This window comes from Rhodococcus sp. NCIMB 12038 (genome assembly GCF_002165735.1).
Taxonomy (GTDB): Bacteria; Actinomycetota; Actinomycetes; order Mycobacteriales; family Mycobacteriaceae; genus Rhodococcus_F.
Window position 1 is genome coordinate 188,828 of record NZ_NHML01000015.1, and the last position, 19,164, is coordinate 207,991.

At 68.1% G+C, this 19,164-nt stretch carries 17 protein-coding genes; 6 read left to right on the forward strand and 11 right to left on the reverse strand.

Going from position 1 to position 19,164, the window contains the following annotated elements; all coding sequences use genetic code 11:
• Positions 1–35 precede the first annotated feature (35 nt).
• The 5 genes from CA951_RS23775 to zwf all read right to left on the reverse strand — a co-directional run bounded on the left by CA951_RS23775 (position 36) and on the right by zwf (position 6,887).
• Positions 36–1,487: a sugar porter family MFS transporter gene (locus tag CA951_RS23775; RefSeq protein WP_087559155.1), complete on the reverse strand. Its 1,452-nt coding sequence runs from the start codon at positions 1,485–1,487 to the stop codon at positions 36–38.
• Between the two features lie 227 nt (positions 1,488–1,714).
• A complete protein-coding gene (locus CA951_RS23780; RefSeq protein WP_087559156.1) occupies positions 1,715–2,893 on the reverse strand; it encodes an ROK family transcriptional regulator in 1,179 nt (392 codons plus the stop codon).
• Positions 2,894–2,921: 28 nt separating this feature from the next.
• The gene (eda, locus tag CA951_RS23785; RefSeq protein WP_012689284.1) at positions 2,922–3,548 is read right to left on the reverse strand and encodes a bifunctional 4-hydroxy-2-oxoglutarate aldolase/2-dehydro-3-deoxy-phosphogluconate aldolase; all 627 of its coding nucleotides are present in this window, start codon (positions 3,546–3,548) and stop codon (positions 2,922–2,924) included.
• A 10-nt stretch (positions 3,549–3,558) separates the two neighbouring features.
• Positions 3,559–5,412, reverse strand: a complete 1,854-nt coding sequence (gene edd / locus CA951_RS23790) for a phosphogluconate dehydratase (protein WP_087559157.1) — start codon at positions 5,410–5,412, stop codon at positions 3,559–3,561.
• Positions 5,409–6,887 carry a glucose-6-phosphate dehydrogenase gene (zwf, locus tag CA951_RS23795; RefSeq protein ID WP_087559158.1) on the reverse strand — a complete coding sequence of 493 codons (1,479 nt, stop codon included), beginning with the start codon at positions 6,885–6,887 and terminating at the stop codon, positions 5,409–5,411. Before zwf ends, edd begins: the two co-directional genes overlap by 4 nt.
• Positions 6,888–7,038: 151 nt before the next feature.
• Between zwf and CA951_RS23800 the strand changes: the two genes are divergently transcribed.
• Positions 7,039–8,226 carry an ROK family protein gene (locus tag CA951_RS23800; protein WP_087559159.1) on the forward strand — a complete coding sequence of 396 codons (1,188 nt, stop codon included), beginning with the start codon at positions 7,039–7,041 and terminating at the stop codon, positions 8,224–8,226.
• 20 nt (positions 8,227–8,246) lie between these two features.
• Here the strand turns inward: CA951_RS23800 and catC are convergent, their stop codons facing one another.
• Genes catC through catA form a run of 3 tightly spaced genes read right to left on the reverse strand, consistent with a single transcriptional unit; the run spans position 8,247 to position 10,537 of the window.
• A complete protein-coding gene (gene catC / locus CA951_RS23805) occupies positions 8,247–8,528 on the reverse strand; it encodes a muconolactone Delta-isomerase (protein ID WP_087559160.1) in 282 nt (93 codons plus the stop codon).
• A 15-nt stretch (positions 8,529–8,543) separates the two neighbouring features.
• Complete coding sequence (locus CA951_RS23810) at positions 8,544–9,665, reverse strand: muconate/chloromuconate family cycloisomerase (RefSeq protein WP_087559161.1); 1,122 nt, start codon at positions 9,663–9,665, stop codon at positions 8,544–8,546.
• Between the two features lie 29 nt (positions 9,666–9,694).
• A complete protein-coding gene (catA, locus tag CA951_RS23815; protein WP_087559162.1) occupies positions 9,695–10,537 on the reverse strand; it encodes a catechol 1,2-dioxygenase in 843 nt (280 codons plus the stop codon).
• Positions 10,538–10,743: 206 nt separating this feature from the next.
• Between catA and CA951_RS23820 the strand changes: the two genes are divergently transcribed.
• Positions 10,744–11,514: an IclR family transcriptional regulator C-terminal domain-containing protein gene (locus CA951_RS23820; RefSeq protein ID WP_087559214.1), complete on the forward strand. Its 771-nt coding sequence runs from the start codon at positions 10,744–10,746 to the stop codon at positions 11,512–11,514.
• Here the strand turns inward: CA951_RS23820 and CA951_RS23825 are convergent.
• On the reverse strand, positions 11,502–12,068 hold the full coding sequence (locus tag CA951_RS23825) for an intradiol ring-cleavage dioxygenase (RefSeq protein WP_087559163.1): 567 nt from the start codon (positions 12,066–12,068) through the stop codon (positions 11,502–11,504). The genes CA951_RS23820 and CA951_RS23825 overlap by 13 nt on opposite strands.
• A gap of 233 nt (positions 12,069–12,301) precedes the next feature.
• On the opposite strand from CA951_RS23825, the gene CA951_RS23830 reads away from it, so the two are divergent.
• Both CA951_RS23830 and CA951_RS23835 read left to right on the forward strand, forming a co-directional pair.
• Complete coding sequence (locus CA951_RS23830) at positions 12,302–13,249, forward strand: acyl-CoA thioesterase (RefSeq protein WP_087559164.1); 948 nt, start codon at positions 12,302–12,304, stop codon at positions 13,247–13,249.
• 52 nt (positions 13,250–13,301) lie between these two features.
• Positions 13,302–14,792, forward strand: coding sequence for a multicopper oxidase family protein (locus CA951_RS23835; protein WP_087559165.1), 1,491 nt, complete (start codon positions 13,302–13,304; stop codon positions 14,790–14,792).
• Between the two features lie 10 nt (positions 14,793–14,802).
• Here CA951_RS23835 and CA951_RS23840 read toward each other — a convergent pair whose 3' ends face one another.
• Positions 14,803–15,741, reverse strand: coding sequence for an AraC family transcriptional regulator (locus CA951_RS23840; RefSeq protein ID WP_087559166.1), 939 nt, complete (start codon positions 15,739–15,741; stop codon positions 14,803–14,805).
• Positions 15,742–15,906: 165 nt separating this feature from the next.
• Here CA951_RS23840 and CA951_RS23845 point away from each other — a divergent pair, with 165 nt between their 5' ends.
• Both CA951_RS23845 and CA951_RS23850 read left to right on the forward strand, forming a co-directional pair.
• Positions 15,907–16,467 carry a flavin reductase family protein gene (locus CA951_RS23845; RefSeq protein WP_087559167.1) on the forward strand — a complete coding sequence of 187 codons (561 nt, stop codon included), beginning with the start codon at positions 15,907–15,909 and terminating at the stop codon, positions 16,465–16,467.
• A 28-nt stretch (positions 16,468–16,495) separates the two neighbouring features.
• Complete coding sequence (locus CA951_RS23850) at positions 16,496–18,112, forward strand: 4-hydroxyphenylacetate 3-hydroxylase family protein (RefSeq protein WP_087559168.1); 1,617 nt, start codon at positions 16,496–16,498, stop codon at positions 18,110–18,112.
• Between the two features lie 20 nt (positions 18,113–18,132).
• Here the strand turns inward: CA951_RS23850 and CA951_RS23855 are convergent, their stop codons facing one another.
• Entirely contained in the window at positions 18,133–19,080 is a 948-nt protein-coding gene (locus tag CA951_RS23855; protein WP_087559169.1) for an AraC family transcriptional regulator, read from the reverse strand.
• Positions 19,081–19,164: the final 84 nt, after the last annotated feature.

Genomic DNA, 19,164 nt, shown 5'->3' on the forward strand with positions numbered 1-19,164 from the left:
TCCTCGCGGGTGTCGACGTCGTCGCGCTAAAGGGTCTACACGACCGAATCGGCGTGCATGGCTTCGAGTTCCACGCCCTTCGTCTCCTTGACCCAGCGCAGCACGAAGACGAGCGACAGCACCGCGCAGACCGCGTAGAAGCCATAGGAGATTCCGAGCGAGAAGTCCTTCATGGACGGGAACGTCACGGTGATCAGCCAGTTCGCCGCCCACTGGGCACCCGCGGCGAGCGACAGCGCGGCGGCCCGGATGCGGTTGGGGAACGCCTCACCGAGCAGGACCCACACCACCGGGCCCCAGGACATTCCGAAGGCCACCACGAACAGGTTGGCGGCAACGAGCGCGATCGGGCCCTGCAGCCCGGTGAGCTGCGGCGTCGTGACACCGTTCACGACGGTGGTGGAGGCGGTTCCGAAGATGAACGCCATGGTCGCGAGCGTCACGGCCATGCCGGCGGAGCCGATGATGAGCAGCGGCCGACGGCCCACCCGGTCGATGTACGCGATGGCGATGAGGGTGGTGGCGATGTTGACCACCGACGTGATGACCGTGATCTTCAGGGAGCTGCCCTCGTCGAAGCCGACGGCCTGCCACAGGACACTCGAGTAGTAGAAGATCACGTTGATACCGACGAACTGCTGGAAGACCGATAGTCCGATACCGATCCACACGATCGGCATCAGGCCGAACGCGGAGCCCTTCAGGTCGCGGATCGACGGCTGCGTCTCGCGGGCCAGCGTCGAACGGATGCTCTCGATCTTGAGGTCGAGGCCCTTCTCGCCGAGCAGGAACGCGAGGATGCCGCGGGCCTCGGCGATGCGCCCCTGAGCGATCAGGTAGCGGGGGGATTCGGGAATGGTCAGCGACAGCAGACCGTAGGCGAGCGCGGGCACACACATCGCGAGGAACATCCACCGCCACGCCTCGAGCCCGAACCACAGTTCTTCCTGCGATCCGCCGGCGAGCGCGGCGAGGGCGTAGTCCACCAGGAGCGAGACGAAGATGCCGGTGACGATCGCGAGTTGCTGCAGCGACCCGAGACGTCCACGCACCCGGGCGGGCGAGATCTCGGCGATGTAGGCGGGTGCGATGACCGAGGCCAGGCCCACACCGATGCCGCCGACGATCCGGAACGTCACCAGCATCTCGACGTTGGTCGCGAATCCGGTGCCGATGGCGCTCAGGAGGAACATCACCGCAGCCGCCCGCATGGTGACGAGGCGACCGTAGCGGTCGGCGATCCGCCCGGCCAGCATCGCTCCTGCCGCGGCACCGAGCAGTGCCGAGGCGATCGCGAATCCGAGGAGTGCGGACTCGACCTGGAACTTGCCCTCGATCGCCGACACGGCGCCGTTGATCACTGCGCTGTCGTAGCCGAACAGTAGGCCGCCGAGTGCGGCGACGGCCGCGATCCGGACGGGAACCGAAGTGCCCTCTGCGGTGTCGCCGGGCGCTTCCGCGCCGGGCAACAGGACGTGTTCAGTCATGGGACTCCTCGTGAGCAAGGGGTGATCGAGACTCGGATCGAGCCGAGGCCTACGCAGAGTGCGCAGTCGTTGTGGTGTGGAACACAGTAGGCAACGAAACCACGAATCGTCAAGACATGAACATACAAAGACTCATTTGTCCGCTTTACATTCACCAATGAACACAAGAACCGTGTCGGGCGCAGAGCTCAGCCTTTGAAACGGAGCGAGAATTCAGCGGCGAACGGTCAGGCGGGAAGCGCGGACCGCAGACCCAGCGCGACGGCGCCGAGCACCTGGGCGCGGGGGCCGAGTTCGGCGACCCGGATGTCCAGGGAACGGACCGCGCTGGGCACCGCGTAGCGGCCGACGACCTCACGCATCGGCCCCAGGAGCAGTTCGCCGGCCAGCGCGAGTTCGCCGCCGATGACGAGTCGTTCGGGATTGACGAGATTGCACAGGCTCGCTGCCGCGACGCCCACGTGCCGGCCGGTGTCGGCGAGCACCCGGATGCAGGCGGCGTCGCCGCCCTCGGCCATCGCGACGATGTCGGCGATGCTCAGATCGGGACCGCGGCTCGGGGCGAGCAGCCCGATCACGACGTGCGAGGCGACGAGGGTCTCGAGGCAGCCGCGGTTGCCGCAGCGGCACACCTGCCCGAACTCGTCGAGGGTCAGGTGGCCGATTTCGCCTGCGGTGCCGCCTCTTCCGCGGTACAGGCGGCCGTCGAGGACGAGACCGGCGCCCACACCGTCGGACAGTTTGATGTAGGCGAGATCGGTGGTTCCGCGACCCGCTCCCCACATGTGCTCGGCGAGCACACCGAGGTTCGCGTCGTTGTCGACGTGCACGGCGGTGCCTAGATACTCCGACGCGATGGCGGCCGCGTCGACACCGACCCAGCCGGGGAGGATGGACGGACCACCGACCTCGCCGGTGTCGGTCTCGAGCGGTGCGGGCAGACCCATCCCGACTGCGAGGACGGACTTGCGATCGCAGCCGAGTCGATCGAGGGCCGCGTCGAGAAGTGCGCCCGCCTGCACCACGCCGTCCTCCGCGCGGTGACCCGTACCGAGTTCGACGCGTTCCTCGGCGAGCACCTCGTGTGCCATGTCGGCGACTGCGACGGTGAGATGGCGGTGCCCGAAGTCGATCCCGACCGCAAGGCCCATCCGGCGGGTCAGTCGCACCGCACGGCCGCGCTGGCCGGGATGGTCGCCGCCCGGTACGGCGACCATCCCGGCCGCGGTCAATTCCTTGACCATGTTGGAGACGGTGGCGGGGGCCAATCCGGTGCGACGCGCGATCTCCGCCTGGGTGAGTTCACCCGACGTCTGGAGCGCGCGGACCACACGGTGCTGGTTGGCCGATTTCAGCGAGGACTGAGAACCCGGCCGCTGGGAATCACCGTTGTCACTGTCGCGCACGATTCACCGTACCGCGCCGCTTCACGCGTTACCGAGCGAGTGCCGCCGCCTCACGTGCGAGTCCGCTGATCCGGTCCCAGTCCTGCTGCTTCACTGCCTCGGCGGGCGTGAGCCAGGATCCGCCGACGCAGCCGACGTTCGGCAGCGACAGGTAGTCGCCGACGTTCGACGTCGAGATGCCGCCGGTGGGACAGAACCGCGCGGCCGGAACGGGTGAGTGGATCGAGCCGAGGAACTTCGCGCCGCCCGACGCCTCGGCGGGGAAGAACTTGAGTTCGCGGTAGCCGTGCTCGAGCAGGAAGAGCACCTCGGAGACGGTCGCCGCGCCGGGGAGGTGCGGCAGTCCGGTGTCCGTCATCGCCTTCAACAGGGTTTCGGTGCTGCCCGGCGAGACCAGGAACTGCGCTCCCGCCTCGGCCGCCTGCGCAGCCTGCACCGGTTCCACGATCGTGCCCGCGCCGACGCAGATCTCCGGCACCTCGCTCGCGATCGCCTTGATGGCGTCGAGGGCGCACGGCGTCCGCAGGGTCAGTTCGATCATCGGGATGCCGCCGGCCACCAGCGCGCGGGCCACCGGCACCGCGTCGCCGAGGTCGTCCACGACGACGACCGGGATGACCGGGACGCGGTCGAGGAGGGAGGGGCTGTTCGTCACTGAATACTCCTTAGACAGGTTGGGGGTGGAAAACGCTGGCGCCCTGGGTCGCCGGTCCGACGGCGGCACGCAGGCCGGCGAAGAGTTCGCGGCCCGTGCCGACCCATTCGTCGGCGCCCGGCGCACGACCGGTCGCCGGGCGGGCGGCCAGTTCTTCGTCGCCCAGGTGCACGTTCACGGATCCGGTCACCGCGTCGACGGTGAGGACGTCGCCGTCACGCACCCGCGCGAGCGGTCCGTCCGCGGCCGCCTCGGGGGTGAGGTGGATGGCCGCGGGCACCTTCCCGGACGCGCCGGACATCCGGCCGTCGGTGACCAGCGCGACCTTGCGGCCCTGATCCTGCAGAACACCGAGTACCGGTGTGAGCTTGTGCAATTCGGGCATGCCGTTGGCGCGCGGCCCCTGGTACCGGAGCACGGCAACGAAATCGCCGGTCAGCGTGCCCGCCTCGAACGCGGCGAGGAAGTCGAGCTGATCGTCGAACACCCGGGCCGGGGCCGTCACCACGCGGTGGTCCGGGTGGACGGCCGACGTCTTCATCACGCACGAACCCAGGTTTCCGGTCAGCATCTTGAGGCCGCCGTTGACGTCGAACGGATCTTCCGGTCCGCGCAAAACGTTGGTGTCGAGGCTGATTCCGGTGCCCGGCTGCCATTCGACGCCCTCACCGGACAGCTTCGGCTCCTCGGTGTACCGGCGGAGTCCGGCGCCGACGACGGTCTTCACGTCCTCGTGCAGCAGTCCCGCGTCCAGCATCGAGGACACGACGTAGCCGAGGCCACCCGCCGCGTGGAAGTGGTTCACGTCCGCCGAGCCGTTGGGGTAGATCCGGGCGAGCAGCGGCACCACCGCGGACAGGTCCGACAGGTCGTCCCACGTGAGGGTGATGCCTGCGGCGCGGGCGATCGCCACGAGGTGCATCGTGTGGTTGGTCGATCCGCCGGTCGCGAGCAGCGCGACGCAGCCGTTGACCACGGCCTTCTCGTCCACGACCTCACCGACCGGTGTGTAGTCGTCGCCGAGCGAGGTGAGACCGGTGACGCGTTTTCCGGCCTCCCACGTGAGGGCCTCACGCAGCGGGGTGCCCGGGTTCACGAAGCTCGACCCGGGCAGGTGCAGGCCCATGACCTCCATGAGCAGCTGGTTGGAGTTGGCTGTGCCGAAGAACGTGCAGGTGCCGACACCGTGGTACGACGCGGCCTCGGCGTCGAGCAGTTGCTCGCGGTCGGCCTTGCCCTCCGCGTACAGCTGGCGGACGCGCGACTTCTCGTTGTTGGGCAGACCGGACGTCATCGGCCCGGCGGGCACGAAGATCGTCGGCAGGTGGCCGAATCCGAGTGCACCGATGAGCATTCCCGGCACGATCTTGTCGCACACGCCGAGCATGAGGGCGCCGTCGAACATGTCGTGGGACAGGCCGATCGCCGTCGCCATCGCGATGACGTCGCGGCTGAACAGCGACAGCTGCATTCCGTCGCGGCCCTGGGTGATGCCGTCGCACATGGCGGGGACGCCGCCCGCGAACTGGGCGATGCCGCCCGCTTCCATGACCGCGGCCTTCAGCTGCCGGGGGAAGTGCTCGAACGGCTGGTGCGCCGACAGCATGTCGTTGTACGAGGAGACGATCGCGATGTTGGGCTTGACGAAGGCGCGCAGCGCCTTCTTGTCGGCCGGGCCGGACGCGGCGAAGCCGTGCGCCAGGTTCGCGCAGGCCAGCTTGCCGCGCGCCGGACCGCGGTCGGCGGCCTGCCGGATGCGGTCGAGGTAGACCGTGCGCTCGGGCCTGCTGCGCTCGATGATGCGTTCGGTGACGGCGGCGAGGACGGGGTGTACGTCGGCGGTGGGTGTGGGCGCGTCGGTCATGCGGTAACTCCTTCGTGCCAGGCGCGGCCGTCGCGCTCGATCAGGGTGGTCGCGTCGGTGGGTCCGTTGGTGCCGGCCGGGTACCGCCGCGGTGCGCGCTCGGACTTCTGCCACCCGACGAGGATCTGCTCGACCCATTCCCAGGCGGCCTCGACCTCGTCGCGGCGCATGAAAAGGGTCGGGTTGCCCCGGACCACGTCCATCAGCAGCCGCTCGTAGGCGTCGGGCGACGGACGCTTGAACGTTTCGATGTAGTTGAGGTCCAGCGACACCGGCTTGAGGCGGATGCCGCCGGGGCCGGGTTCCTTGGCCGTCATGTGCAGGCGCATGCCCTCGTGGGGCTGCAACTGGATGACCAGGCGGTTGGGTTCGCTGTGGCCCTCGCTGCCCGGGAACATGGGGTGCGGGACGGGCTTGAACTGCACGACGATCTCCGAGCAGCGCCGGTCCATGCGCTTGCCGGTGCGCAGGTAGAACGGCACGCCGGCCCATCGCCAGTTCTGGATCTCGGCCTTGACGGCGATGAACGTCTCGGTGGTGCTGTCCGGGTTCTCGACGTCGTCCTGGTATCCGGGGACGGCCTTGCCGTCGGCGAGCCCGGGGCCGTACTGGCCTGCGACCGTGCAGCGTTCGACGTCCTGCGGGCTCATCGGCTTGAGGGCCTGGAGCACCTTCAGCTTCTCGTCACGCACGGTCTCGCGGTCGACGTAGGTGGGCGGCTCCATCGCAACGAGGCAGAGCATCTGCAGCAGGTGGTTCTGCAGCATGTCGCGCAGCGCGCCCGCCGACTCGTAGTAGCCGCCGCGGCTGCCCACTCCGAGCGACTCGGCGACGTTGATCTGCACGTGGTCGATCGACGAGGAGTTCCACAGCGGCTCGAGGAACGTGTTGGCGAATCGAGTGACCAGCAGGTTCTGGACGCTCTCCTTGCCGAGGTAGTGGTCGATGCGGAAGATCTGCGATTCCTCGAACACTGCGCCGACCGCGTCGTTGACGGCGCGGGCCGAGGCGAGGTCGTGGCCGATGGGCTTCTCCAGCACGACGCGGGACTGCGCGTCGGCGAGATCGTTCAGGGCGAGGTTCTCGCAGATCGGCCCGAACAGGCCGGGTGCGCACGCCAGGTAGAACACCCGGATGGCACCTTCCCGGTCGGCGAGACAGTCCTGCAGGCCCGCCCAGTCCGCCGGGTCCGCGACGTCGACGGTGACGTATTCGAGGCGATTGAGAAATCGCTCACAGGTGTCCGAATCCAGCTGATCGCCGGAGACGAACCGCGCGAGTTCTCCTCGCACCTTGTCGCGGTAGCCGTCGGTGTCGAGACCGGCTCGCGAGGCACCGATCACGCGGGTTTCGGCGGGCAGCTGACCGTCCCTGTCGCGCAGGTAGAGCGCGGGAAGCAGCTTACGAACCGCCAGGTCGCCGGTGCCGCCGAACACGACGAAATCGCACGGTTCCACGGTGGTCGCTGGTGACATGTCATCTCCCTCTGAAAGCCGGATGTGTGGGCCATCACAGACGAGAGTAGGCGACCTTTGGCTTTCAATCAATACAAACTTAGGTATTTCGACGAACAAAGATCTGAACCTTACGTTGTCAGACGCGTGTCCGGTTGGTTGAATGGCCTGCATGCGGACGCCTCGCTCGACGACCTCCCCGGCGACGGGTGGCGACGTTTTCGCCCTCATTCGCGCAGGGCTAGCCACCACGCGCACCGAGATCGGCAACCTCACCGGGCTGTCCCGCACGGCCGTCGCAGCCCGGGTGTCGTCACTGCAGGCGTCGGGACTCGTCGTCGAACGCGAAGAGGGCGTGTCGACCGGCGGACGCCCGCCGGTGAAACTCTCGTTTCACGTGCAGGCCGGTGTGGTGCTGTCGGCCGCCATCGGCCGCAGCCGCACCCAGTTGGCCATCTGCGACCTCGCAGGCGACGTCATCGTCGCCGAGGACGTGGAGCAGGAGATCGGCACGAGCCCGGCCGAACTGATGCCCGTCATCGCGAGGCGCCTCCTCGCGCTGCGCGAGGGCCTGGGCGAGACCGCGGGGCGGCCGGTCGGGATCGGGATCAGCCTCCCCGGCACCGTCGACACCGAACGCGGGTGCAGCCTGAACTCCCCCATGATGTCGGGCTGGGACGGCGTCCCGCTGCAGCCGTTCCTCGCCGACGTCACCGACGCGCCCGTCTTCGTCGACAACGACGCCAACGTCATGGTCCTGGCCGAGCGGCGCGGGGAACGCCGCGACTTCGCCGACATGCTGCTCATCAAGGCATCGACCGGGCTCGGCGCCGGACTCGTGTCCGGCGGCGTGCTGCAGCGGGGCGCCCTGGGCGCGGCAGGCGAGATCGGACACACGAAAACCGCAGCGGCACAAGGTGTGGTGTGCCGCTGCGGTGATGTGGGATGTATCGAGGCCGTCGCCGGCGGGTGGGCACTGGTCCGCAACCTGCAGGAGCAGGGACGCGAAGTCACGCACATCCGCGACGTGATCACCCTCGCCCTCGCCGGCGACGCCGAGGCCCGGCGGATGATCCGCGAGAGCGGGCGTCAGATCGGCGAGGTCCTGTCGGGGGCGATCAACCTCCTCAACCCGGAGGTCGTGATCGTCGGCGGCGACATGGCGCAGGCGTACGACACGTTCGTCGCCGGGCTACGCGAAACCCTGTACGGCAACGCGATCGCCGTCGCCACCCAGCAGCTTCAGATCCTCCCCTGGACGCACGGGGAACTGTCGGGCGTCGTCGGCAGCGCCACCATGGCACTCGACCACGTGCTCAGCGTGCGGGCCGTCGACCGGCTGCTCGCGCAGCAGAAATAGGCGGCTCCGCCGCCCGTGGCCTACTTGATGTCGGAACCGTGCCGGGTGAGCGGCATGATCTCGATCTTCATGTACGGGAAAAGTGGAAGGTTCCACAGGATCTCGTGCAGTTCGTCGGCCGACTCGACGTCGAAGATGCTGATGTTGCTGTACTGACCGACGATCCGCCAGATCTCGGGCCACTTGCCGGAGCGCTGGAGCTCCTGCGAGTAGGCCTTCTCCTTGGCGATGGTCTCGTCCCGGACCTTCGGGTCGAGGTCGCGGGGAATGGCGACGTCCATGCGCACGTGAAAGAGTGTCATCGGGTGGTGTCCTCCTCAGTTCCTGGTCCAGGTCTTGACTGCGTCCATGTTGAGCTCGACTCCGAGTCCGGGGCCTTCGGGCAGGGACACCTGGCCGTCGGCGTAGTGGATCGGTTCCTGCAGCAGTTCCTCACTGAACAGCAGGGGCCCGAACAGTTCGCTGCCGAAGTTGATGCCGGGCTCGGCGCAGGCGAACTGGATGGACGCGGCGGTGCCGATCGGGCCTTCGATGGACGTGGCGCCGTGGCAGGCGATTCCGGCGGCCTTGGCGATGGCGACTACTTCGCGGCTCTTGGCGAGGCCACCGCATTTGGTGGTCTTGAGCGCGATGACGTCGGCGGCGCCGCGGCGGGCGACCTCGAGCGCGTCGTGCGGGGTCTGGACGCTCTCGTCGGCCATCACCGGGACGGGGACGAGACGGTTCAGCTCGGCGAGGACCTCGAGTTGCTCACCGGGGGTGGGCTGCTCGATCAGTTCGACGCCGCCGTCGACGAGGCGGGGCACGTACTTCAGCGCCGTGAGCCGGTCCCATCGGGCGTTGACGTCGATCCGGACACCGGCCTTGCCCTCGAGCGCCTGCGCGATCCGGACCACCCGCGCGGTGTCGACGGCGGGGTCGAGCGCGCCCATCTTCAGCTTGAAACTGAAGTGCCGCTTCGACTCGACGAGACCCAGGGCCTCCTCGATGATCTCCTCGGCCGGTGCGGCGCCGAGGGCCCAGGTCACGTCGACGCCCTTTCGGAAGGCGCCGCCGAGCAGCGTGTGCACGGGCACACCCAGGCTGCGCGCCCAGGCGTCGTGCAACGCAACGTCGACGGCGGCCTTCGCGAAACGCGCGTTGGCGACCACCCTTTCGATGTTCGACATGATGCCGGTGATCTCGTCGACGCCCCGCCCCAGCAGGACCGGGACGATGTATTTCTCGATGATCGCCTGCATCGTCTCCACCGACTCACCGCCCCACCAGGGGCCGCCGGGGACGACGCCCTCGCCGTGGCCGGTCACGCCGCCCGCGGTCTTCACCGCGACCAGCAGGAGCGGCTGCGCGGTCATCGACGTGGTCGCGAACTTGTGGGGACGCACCAGCGGCACATCGAGGATCGTCGTTTCGACGGAGACGATCGACAGGTCGGTCATCGGATCACTTTCTGTACGGGTGGAACGGGTCACGCGGGGTCGAGCACGAAGTTGTAGGTGACGTAGTTCTTGCCGTCGTCGCCGGTCTTCGGGTCGAGGATCAGTTCCGGCTTGGTGGCCGACGCGACGTCGCTGTCGATCCACTCGCCGCCCTTGAAGTACAGCTGCGTGGTGACCGACTCCTTGCCGGGCGCCGACACGATGAGGTGCAGGTGCGCGGGACGCCACGGGTGGCCGTTCTGCGCCTCGATGAACTGGCCGGTCGGGCCGTCGGTCGGGATCTGGTAGGGCGCCGGCTGGATCGTGGTGATCTCGTAGCGACCCTCGTCGTCGGCGATGATCGTGCCGCGCAGGTTCCACTCGGGCAGGTGCGGTGCGAACTGCGAGTAGTAGCCGTCGTTGTCGGCGTGCCACAGTTCGACCTTCGCCCCGGCGAGCCCGTTGCCGTCGAGGTCGGTGACCTGACCGGCGAAGACGAGCGGGGTGATCTTCTCGTCCTCGGGACGCATCGGCAGGGTGCACTTGGACGGCAGTTCCGGCGAGTTCTCGATGTAGTACGGGCCCTCGATGCTGCCCTTGGTGCCCTTGCGGGAGCGGGCGAGGACTTCTTCGACGGAGTGCTCGATGAACACGTCGAGGAACAGCGGCCATTCGCCGCCCTCGCCGACGTCGATGAGCCACTGCTTGAACACGCGGTACTCGGGGTAGGTGACGCCGTGCTTCAGGATCACGTCGTTGAGCGCGCCGAGGGCGTCCTTGGCGATCGCCGCGAGCCGCTCGGGCGACGTGTCGGCGCTGACGCGCTCGGACTTGAACTTGTCGGTGGCGGCGGAACCGGAACCGGCTGCGGTGGGGCTCTCGGTGGTGGTCATCGTTTCTCCTCGGGCTGAAGGAATTCGGACAGGGCGGTTATCGAGTTCTGGGCGACGCGGTGGGTGTTCACACGCCGGAAGTTCTTGCATCTGTACGCTCTGCGTACTAATATCACGCTGTGCGTACACCACTACTGTGCGCGCAGTCACATTGAAATGTCAACCCCGAGTCCGAAGAAGCACACGAATCGCTGGTGGAGGCCGCAATGACCGAGAGCGATCGCGATTACATCCAGAGCATCGAGCGCGGTTTCGCAGTGCTGCTGGCGTTCGACGCCCAGCGCCCGAACCCGACGCTCGCCGAACTCGCGACGGAAGCGGGACTGTCGCGACCCGCCGTCCGCCGGATTCTGCTCACCCTCCAGAAACTGGGGTACGTCGCGGGGGCGGGAGGCCGGTGGTCGCTCACCCCGCGCGTGCTCAGCATCGGACAGCACTACTCGGAGTCGCACGCGCTGATCGAGGCCGCGATGCCCCGACTGCTCGAGGTGGCCGAGAAGACCCAGGAGTCCGCGTCGCTCGGCGTGCTCGACGGCGCCGACGTGGTCTACGCCGCGCGCGTCCCCGTCCGGCGGATCATGAGCATCAACGTCTCCGTGGGCACCCGCGTCCCCGCGTACGCCACGTCCATGGGCCGCGCCCTCCTCGCCTGGGCACCCGTCGACATCGTCGAACGGGTGGTCGCCGAGTCGACGTTCCAGAAGCTGGGACCGGAGACCATCGGCTCCGCGGCCGAACTCGACCGCGAACTCGCGAAGGTCCGGGAGCAGGGCTTCGCGCTGACGGCCGAGGAACTGGAGAAGGGGCTGATCTCGCTCGCCGCACCGGTCCGCGACGCCGCAGGCACGGTGGTCGGCGTGGTCGCGTGCTCCACCTCGTCGGCACGCAACACTCCGGCGCAGTTCCGGGAACAGGCCGTTCCGTGCGTCCTCGCCGCCGCGGCCGCCCTGAGTGCGGACATGGGCTACACCGGCTGAGGGCCGCACGCCGGTCGGATCGGGTCGAGCACGAAATCGCAGGAGACCGCACCGCCGGCACCGACGTCGACGAGTGTCTCGACGGCGGACTCCCCCACCACTCGCGCACCACCCACACTGGGAACGACGCGCGTCTCGAGCGACCGGTAGCCGCGCGCGTGCACGATCACATTGAGGTGACCCACGTCGGCATCACCTCGGGCGCTGGAGAATTCGCACGGCGCGGGCTGCACCGTCGCGATGTCGAAGCGGCCGCCCGCGCACGTGACGACGATGCCGCGCAGGTTGTTGCGCAGGATCTCCACGGAGTACCCGGAATAGCATCCGTCGGCGTCCGCGTGCCAGATCTCGATCTCCGCACCCGACAGCGGTTCGCCGGTGCGGGACCGGACGACGCCCGTCATCCGCAGCGGCGTCCCCGGTTCGCCGGGAAGTGCGGCGAGGTTCGCAGTCCACGGCAGTACCCGCTGCGCGGGGAGGTAGAACTCCCGGTCCACGTAGTCGAGGCAGGCCAGGTCCGCCCTGGGTGCGGTCGTCGTCGAGGTTGAGCTCATCACCTGATCCGATCACTCGTGCACGCTGTGCGTACACAGGGAACGCTGTGCGGTCCTGGTCGAGTGTGCCCGCAGTCACAAGCGTTCGTCAACCGCGGTCCGTTCACATCGCGAACGGGTCGGTTAGGGGCAACTGTGGGATGATTTCCCGGCCACCGGCGGACAACGACGTTTCGCCGTCGCACGGTGCGCGCCCTCGCGCCGGCCACGTCGAACACCCGAGGAACACATCGATGACCACCCCTCCCCGCAGCATCACCCTCCGCTTCCTCGCCGCACCCACCGAGGTCGCGACGCTCGGAGGTGCAGTCCAGGGCGGCCGCATCCTCGAATGGATCGACAAGGCCGCGTACGCCTGCGCGGTCGGCTGGAGCGGTAGTTACTGCGTCACCGCGTACGTCGGAAACATCAAATTCACCCGGTCCATCGAGTCCGGACACCTCGTGGAAGTCGAAGCACGGCTCGTCCACACCGGGCGCTCCAGCATGCACATCCAGTGCACGGTCTCGTCCGCCGATCCGCGGACCGGGCAGTTCACCGAGGCCAGCAACTGCCTGATCATCTTCGTGGCCGTCGACGACTCCGGAAAGCCGACGACGGTGCCGCCGTGGAAGCCCGTCACCGCCACAGACCACGCCGAGTCCGAGGAGGCCGTCATGCGCATCGGCCTGCGGGCCGACATCGAAGAGGCGATGAGCAAGCAGAGCTACACCGACGCGGGCACCGCACCGGAATCACTGACCCGCTTCCTGGCCGCGCCCACCGATGTCAACTGGGGCGGCAAGACTCACGGCGGGACCGTGATGCGCTGGATCGACGAGGCCGCCTACCTCTGCGGCACGTCGTGGAACGGCACCCCGTGCGTGTCCGTGTACGCCGGCGGTGTCCGGTTCTACCGCCCGATCCAGATCGGGCACGTCGTCGAGGTCGACGCCCGCCTGCTGCACACGGGCGCGCAGACCATGCACATCTCGGTGCACGTGCGATCGGGCGACCCGCGCACCCGGGAAATGAACCTCACCACCCACTGCCTCACCGTCGTCGCCGCTGTCGACGACGACGGCGCGGCAACGGCTGTGCGGCAGTGGGTTCCGCAGTCCGGCGAGGATCGCAACCTGGACGCGCACGCCCGCGAACTCATCGCCCTCCGCGACCGGGCGCGAATCGGCGCCCTCGCCTGACCCCGCCCGGGTAGCGTCACGGGAAAAGGTCTACCCGCGGAAGGAGCGGGGGATGCCCGGCAACCGTCCATTCGACGCGCAGTTGTCCCGGCGGCGCGTGCTCCAGTGGGGCGCGGGAGCCGCGCTGCTCGGACTCACCGCGGCCTGCGCTCGCACCGAGAACACCGAGGCCGCGATCGGGCCGGATTCGCCGCAGGTGCGGGCGTTCGCCGAGGCCGAGTCGCAGCGGTTCCCCGGCGGCCGGCCGGTCGCCTACGAACTGACCGCGGCGCAGTCCGACGTCGACCTCGCAGGCACGCGCACCGCGGCGTGGCTGTACAACACGCAACTGCCGGGCCCGATTCTGCGCGCGAACGTCGGCGACCGGGTCCAGGTGCGGTTTCGCAACCAGCTCCCGGACCCCACGACGGTGCACTGGCACGGACTCGCCATCCGCAACGACATGGACGGGGTCCCGGACGTCACGCAGGCCCCGATCCCGGCGGGGGACGAATTCGTCTACGACTTCATCCCGCCCGCCCCGGGAACGTACTGGTATCACACGCACGGCGATCTCCAGCGCGGCCGCGGGCTGTACGGGGCGCTGATCGTCGACGACCCCGGGGCACCTGCGAACTACGACGCCGAGTTCGTCGCCGTGCTGTCCGACTGGCTGACCGATCGCACGCCGACGCAGGTCTTCGACGACCTGCGGGGCGGCACGATGGCGTCCGCGCCGGGCCCCGACATGAAATCGGCCGCGCTCGGCGGCGACGCCGGGGACGTGCGGTATCCGGTGTATCTCGTAAACGGCAGAACTCCCGCCGACCCGGTGGTGTTCACCGCGCGAGCGGGGCAACGCGCCCGGATCCGGCTGATCAACGCCGGCGACGACACGGCGTTCCGGGTCGCGCTGGGTGGCCACCGGCTGACCGTCACGGACACGGACGGTTTCCCTGTCGATCCGGTCGACACCGATTCGGTGCTGATCGGCATGGGCGAGCGGTACGACGCCGTCGTCACCCTGCAGGACGGGGTGTTCCCGCTGGTCGCGGTCGCCGAGGGGAAGGGCGCGCAGGGATTCGCGGTGGTCCGCACCGGGGGCGGCGCGGCCCCCGCAACCACGGTGATGCCCGCCGAGCTCGCGGCACCGCCGCTCACCGTGGCCGACCTGCGCGCCACCGAGGCCGCGCGCCTACCGGTTCTCGACCCTGCCGTCACCCTGGAGGCGTCGCTCGGCGGCGACATGAAGGCGTATTCGTGGACGGTCAACGGCCAGGCGTATCCCGACCACACACCGCTGACGGTGCACTCGGATCAGCGGGTACGACTGGTCTACACCAACACGACGATGATGTGGCACCCCATGCACCTGCACGGGCACACGTTCGCGGTGGCCCGGATCGACGGCTCCGGACCGCGGAAGGACACCGTGATCGTGCTCCCCGGCCAGACCGTCGCCGCCGACATCGACACGACGAACCCTGGCCAGTGGATCACGCACTGCCACAACGACTATCATCTCGCCGCGGGCATGGCGACCATCTTCTCCTACACCGGCTGAGCCCGGACCGTCAGCGCCGGAGCGCCTCCGAGGGCGCCACACCGTACTTGCGGCGGTACGCCGCCGCGAACCGGCCGGTGTGGGTGAAACCCCAGCGCATCGCGACCTCGGCGACCGTCGGTGCACCGTCCGCGCGCAGCAGGTCGTCGTGGACGCGTTCGAGTCGCACGTCCAGCAGGTAGTCGCGGGGGCTCACCCCGACGTAGTCGCGGAACCCCTCCTGCAACCGGCGCACGCTGACCCCGGCGACCTCGGCCATGTCGGCCGCCGTCCAGGCGCGCGACGGGTCGGCGTGGATCTCGTCGACCACCCGCTTCACGATCCGCGGACGCGCGCATCCCACCCCGGCCCCATCGTCCGGGACCGCGGCGAGCACGAGCGCGGTGGTGACCGCACCCGACAACTGCTCCGCGACGAGCGCGTTGCCCAGCACCCCGCCCGATTCCAGCATCTGGTTCAGCAACGACCGCACCAGAGCGAGCCAACTCGCGCCGTTCTCCGTGGTCACGTCGATCTGCGGGGGTAGCTGAATGTCGGGCCGGGCCAGGATCCGCGACATTTCCCGGTGCAGGTGGTCCCGGTCGACGCGGACCCCGATGATGGAGCACTCCTCACTCCAGGTGGTGATGACCGTCGACGTGTCGGGCGGGCAGATCATTCCGGAACCCGGCGCCGAGAGCACCTCGTTCCTGCCGGTCACCGACTCGAGGTGCCCCGACAGCGGGACGTTGACGGCGTACGCGCCGGGGTGGTCGGACCGGATCGACACGTCCGCACCCCAGCCGATGTGCGTGATCTTCACCGGGCCCAGTTCCACGGCCTCCGCGACCGTATTGGTCGCCTTCGACCTGCTCAGCGGGGTGAGGATGTGCGGGAAGTACACGTCCGACACGACGTGTGACGCCTCGTCCCAATCCTCGGGGCGGGAAATCTTCGACGTGGCCGACATGGCACCAGTGTGACCGCGCACACTCCGCAATGCAATCGAGGCCCCGCCTCAACTCTCCGCGCAAAGCGGATCACCTCCGCGCTCAGCGGATCGACGCCCCGTTCCCGCAGTCGTACGTTTCTCCGTACCTCAACAGCGCCCCGGACAGGAAGGGAGGCTCCGAACATGGAGCAGCGCGAACTCCGAAACATTTTCGGGCAGTTTGCCAGCGGAGTCACGGTCATCACGTGCGCCAACTCCGACGGTCTGCCGCACGGAGCGACGGTCACCGCCTTCACCGCCGTCTCGATCGAACCGAGGCTGTGCCAGATCACCCTGACCCGAAAGTCGAAGGCCTGCAATTACTTGAGCAAGTCTCCGTTCGCCGTCAACATCCTCGCCGCGGACCAGGTGGACACCGCGATGCATTTCGCCGGGCGCCCGCAGAATCCCGAACCCGTGTGGGCCGACGGACCGACGGCCCCCGTCATCTGCGGCGCCGCCGCCACGCTGTCCTGCGAGCCGTGGGCGGAGTACGACGGTGGCGACCACATCATCTTCATCGGTGAGATCGTGGCCGCCGAATCCAGCGGCAAGGATCCGCTGCTGTTCTACCGGAGCACCTTCCACGATCTCGGTTCGCCGTCCGCGTCGGCCGCGTGGAACGGATCGATGGACGATCCGAACAACGGATGGTTCGACTCCACCACCTCCTTCACCCCATTCCATCTTCAGCCTGCCCACTGATTGCCGAATCCGAAAGGACTTCACTCCCATGACCACCACCGAAAGCACTCCCGAGACCGCGGTCGACCCGACGAAGGTCAACCCTGCCGCCGACTGCGAGGCCAACCGCACCGCCAACTTCGCCACCCGCCCGATGACCGGCGACGAGTACATCGAGTCGTTGCGCGACGACCGCGAGATCTGGCTGCACGGGGAACGGGTGAAGGACGTCACGACGCATCCGGCGTTCCGCAACCCGATCCGGATGACCGCCCGCCTCTACGACTCGATGCACACCGGTGAGCACGTCGACAAGGTCACCACCTCCACCGACACCGGCAACGGCGGCGTGACGATGCCGTTCTTCAAGGCGCCGAAGTCCTCCGACGACCTGCTGAAGGAACGCGACGCCATCGCCACCTGGGCGCGCATGACNTACGGCTGGATGGGCCGCTCCCCCGACTACAAGGCGTCNTTCCTCGGCACCCTGCACGCGAACAAGGAACTGTATTCGCCGTTCCAGGACAACGCCGAGCGCTGGTACAAGGAATCGCAGGAGAAGGTTCTCTATTGGAACCACGCCATCATCAACCCGCCCGTCGACCGCCAGTTGCCGCCGGACGAGGTCGGNGACGTGTTCATGAAGGTGGANAAGGAAACCGACGCNGGCCTGATCGTCAGTGGCGCCAAGGTCGTCGCCACCGGATCGGCGATCACCAACTACAACTTCATCGCCCACTACGGNCTNCCGATCAAGAAGAAGGAATTCGCCCTCATCTGCACCGTCCCGATGGACGCGCCCGGGGTGAAGCTGATCTGCCGGTCCTCGTTCACGCAGAACGCGGCCGTGATGGGCACCCCGTTCGACTATCCCCTGTCGAGCCGGATGGACGAGAACGACACCATCTTCATCTTCGACAAGGTGCTGGTGCCGTGGGAGAACGTCTTCATGTACGGCGACGTGGACAAGATCAACGGCTTCTTCCCGCAGTCGGGGTTCCTGCCCCGCTTCACGTTCCAGGGCTGCACGCGTCTCGCGGTGAAGCTCGACTTCATCGCCGGCATGCTGATGAAGGCCCTCGACGCCACCGGGGCCGGCGGCTTCCGCGGCGTCCAGACCCGCGTCGGTGAAGTGATCGGATGGCGAAACCTGTTCTGGTCACTCACCGAATCCATGGCACGCAACCCCGAGCCGTGGATCGGCGACACCGTCATCCCCAAGCTCGAATACGGTCTCACGTACCGCATGTTCATGATCCAGGGCTACCCGCGGATCAAGGAGATCATCGAGCAGGACGTCGCGTCCGGCCTGATCTACCTGCCGTCGAGCGCCCGCGACTTCAAGTCACCCGACGTCCGCCCGTACCTCGACAAGTACGTCCGCGGCTCGGACGGCATGACCGCCGTCGAACGCGTGAAGATCATGAAGGCACTGTGGGATTCGATCGGCAGCGAATTCGGTGGCCGCCACGAACTGTACGAGCGGAACTACTCCGGCAACCACGAGAACGTCAAGGCCGAACTGCTGTTCGCCGCCGAGAACCGTGGCGACGTCGCCTCCATGAAGGGCCTCGCCGAGCAGTGCCTGTCCGAGTACGACCTCGACGGCTGGACGGTGCCCGACCTCATCGGCAACGACGACGTCTCGTACTTCGGTAACAAGTAGTCCCACACGCGCACTCCCCGTCAGAAGCGAACGAGCTCTGACGGGGATTTGCCGTACCTGCGGCGGTACGCGGCGGAGAACCGGCCCGCGTGCGTGAAGCCCCATCGGGCAGCGACTTCGGAGACGGTGACACTCGACCCCAGCGCCTTCAGGTCTTCGTGGGCGCGGCTCAGCCGGATGTCGAGGAGGCATTCGGAGGGGCTACGCCCGACGTACTGGCGGAACCCTTCCTGCAGGCGGCGGACACTGGTGCCCGCCAGCTCGGCCATGTCGGCCGCGGTCCAGGCACGGGCCGGGTCGTCGTGGAGTCCGTCGAGGACGCGTTTGACGATCCGCGGTCGCGGGGAGCTCGGGCGGGCGTCCTCGTCGGGGGTGACGGCGAGGATGAACGCCGACGTGATCGCGCCGGCGAGTTGCGGGCCGACCACCGGGTTCGCGAGAAGGTCGGCCGGCTCCCGCAGTTGCGCGGTCAGTGAGCGCACCAGACGGAACCAGCTGTTTCCCGCGGCACCGGTGAGATCCAGCTGTGCGGGCAGGCGCAGCCCGGTCCGCAGCTCGGAACCGAGGATCCGGTCGGCCTCCCGCTCGAGGAAGTCGCCGTCGAATTTGACGCCGAGCACCGAGCAGTCGCCGCTCCACCGGGTGATCAGGGTCGGCTCGTCCGCCCGGAAGACGGTGGCCTGTCCCGGCCGCGACACCACCGTGCCGCCCGGCGAACAGGACTCCAGCGAACCGGACAGCGGGATGTTGACCTCGTACGCGCCCGGGTAGTCGCATTCGATCGACACGTCCGCGCCCCAGCCCAGCCTGCCGAGCGTGACGGGACCGAAGTCGACGGTCCGCATCGACAGGGTCATCGCACCGCCCGACGACAGGTCGGTCAGCGTATGGGGAAAGTACGCACCGGCCACCGCTCTCGACGCCGCATCCCAGTCCCGGGTCTCGGTGATCGTCGATGCCATCGTCATGCACCTGCCTCGCTGAAGTATCTCTTCCGACCAATTGAAGCTGCGCCGGGACTCCGAGTCGAGGGTAACTGAGATGCCGATCAC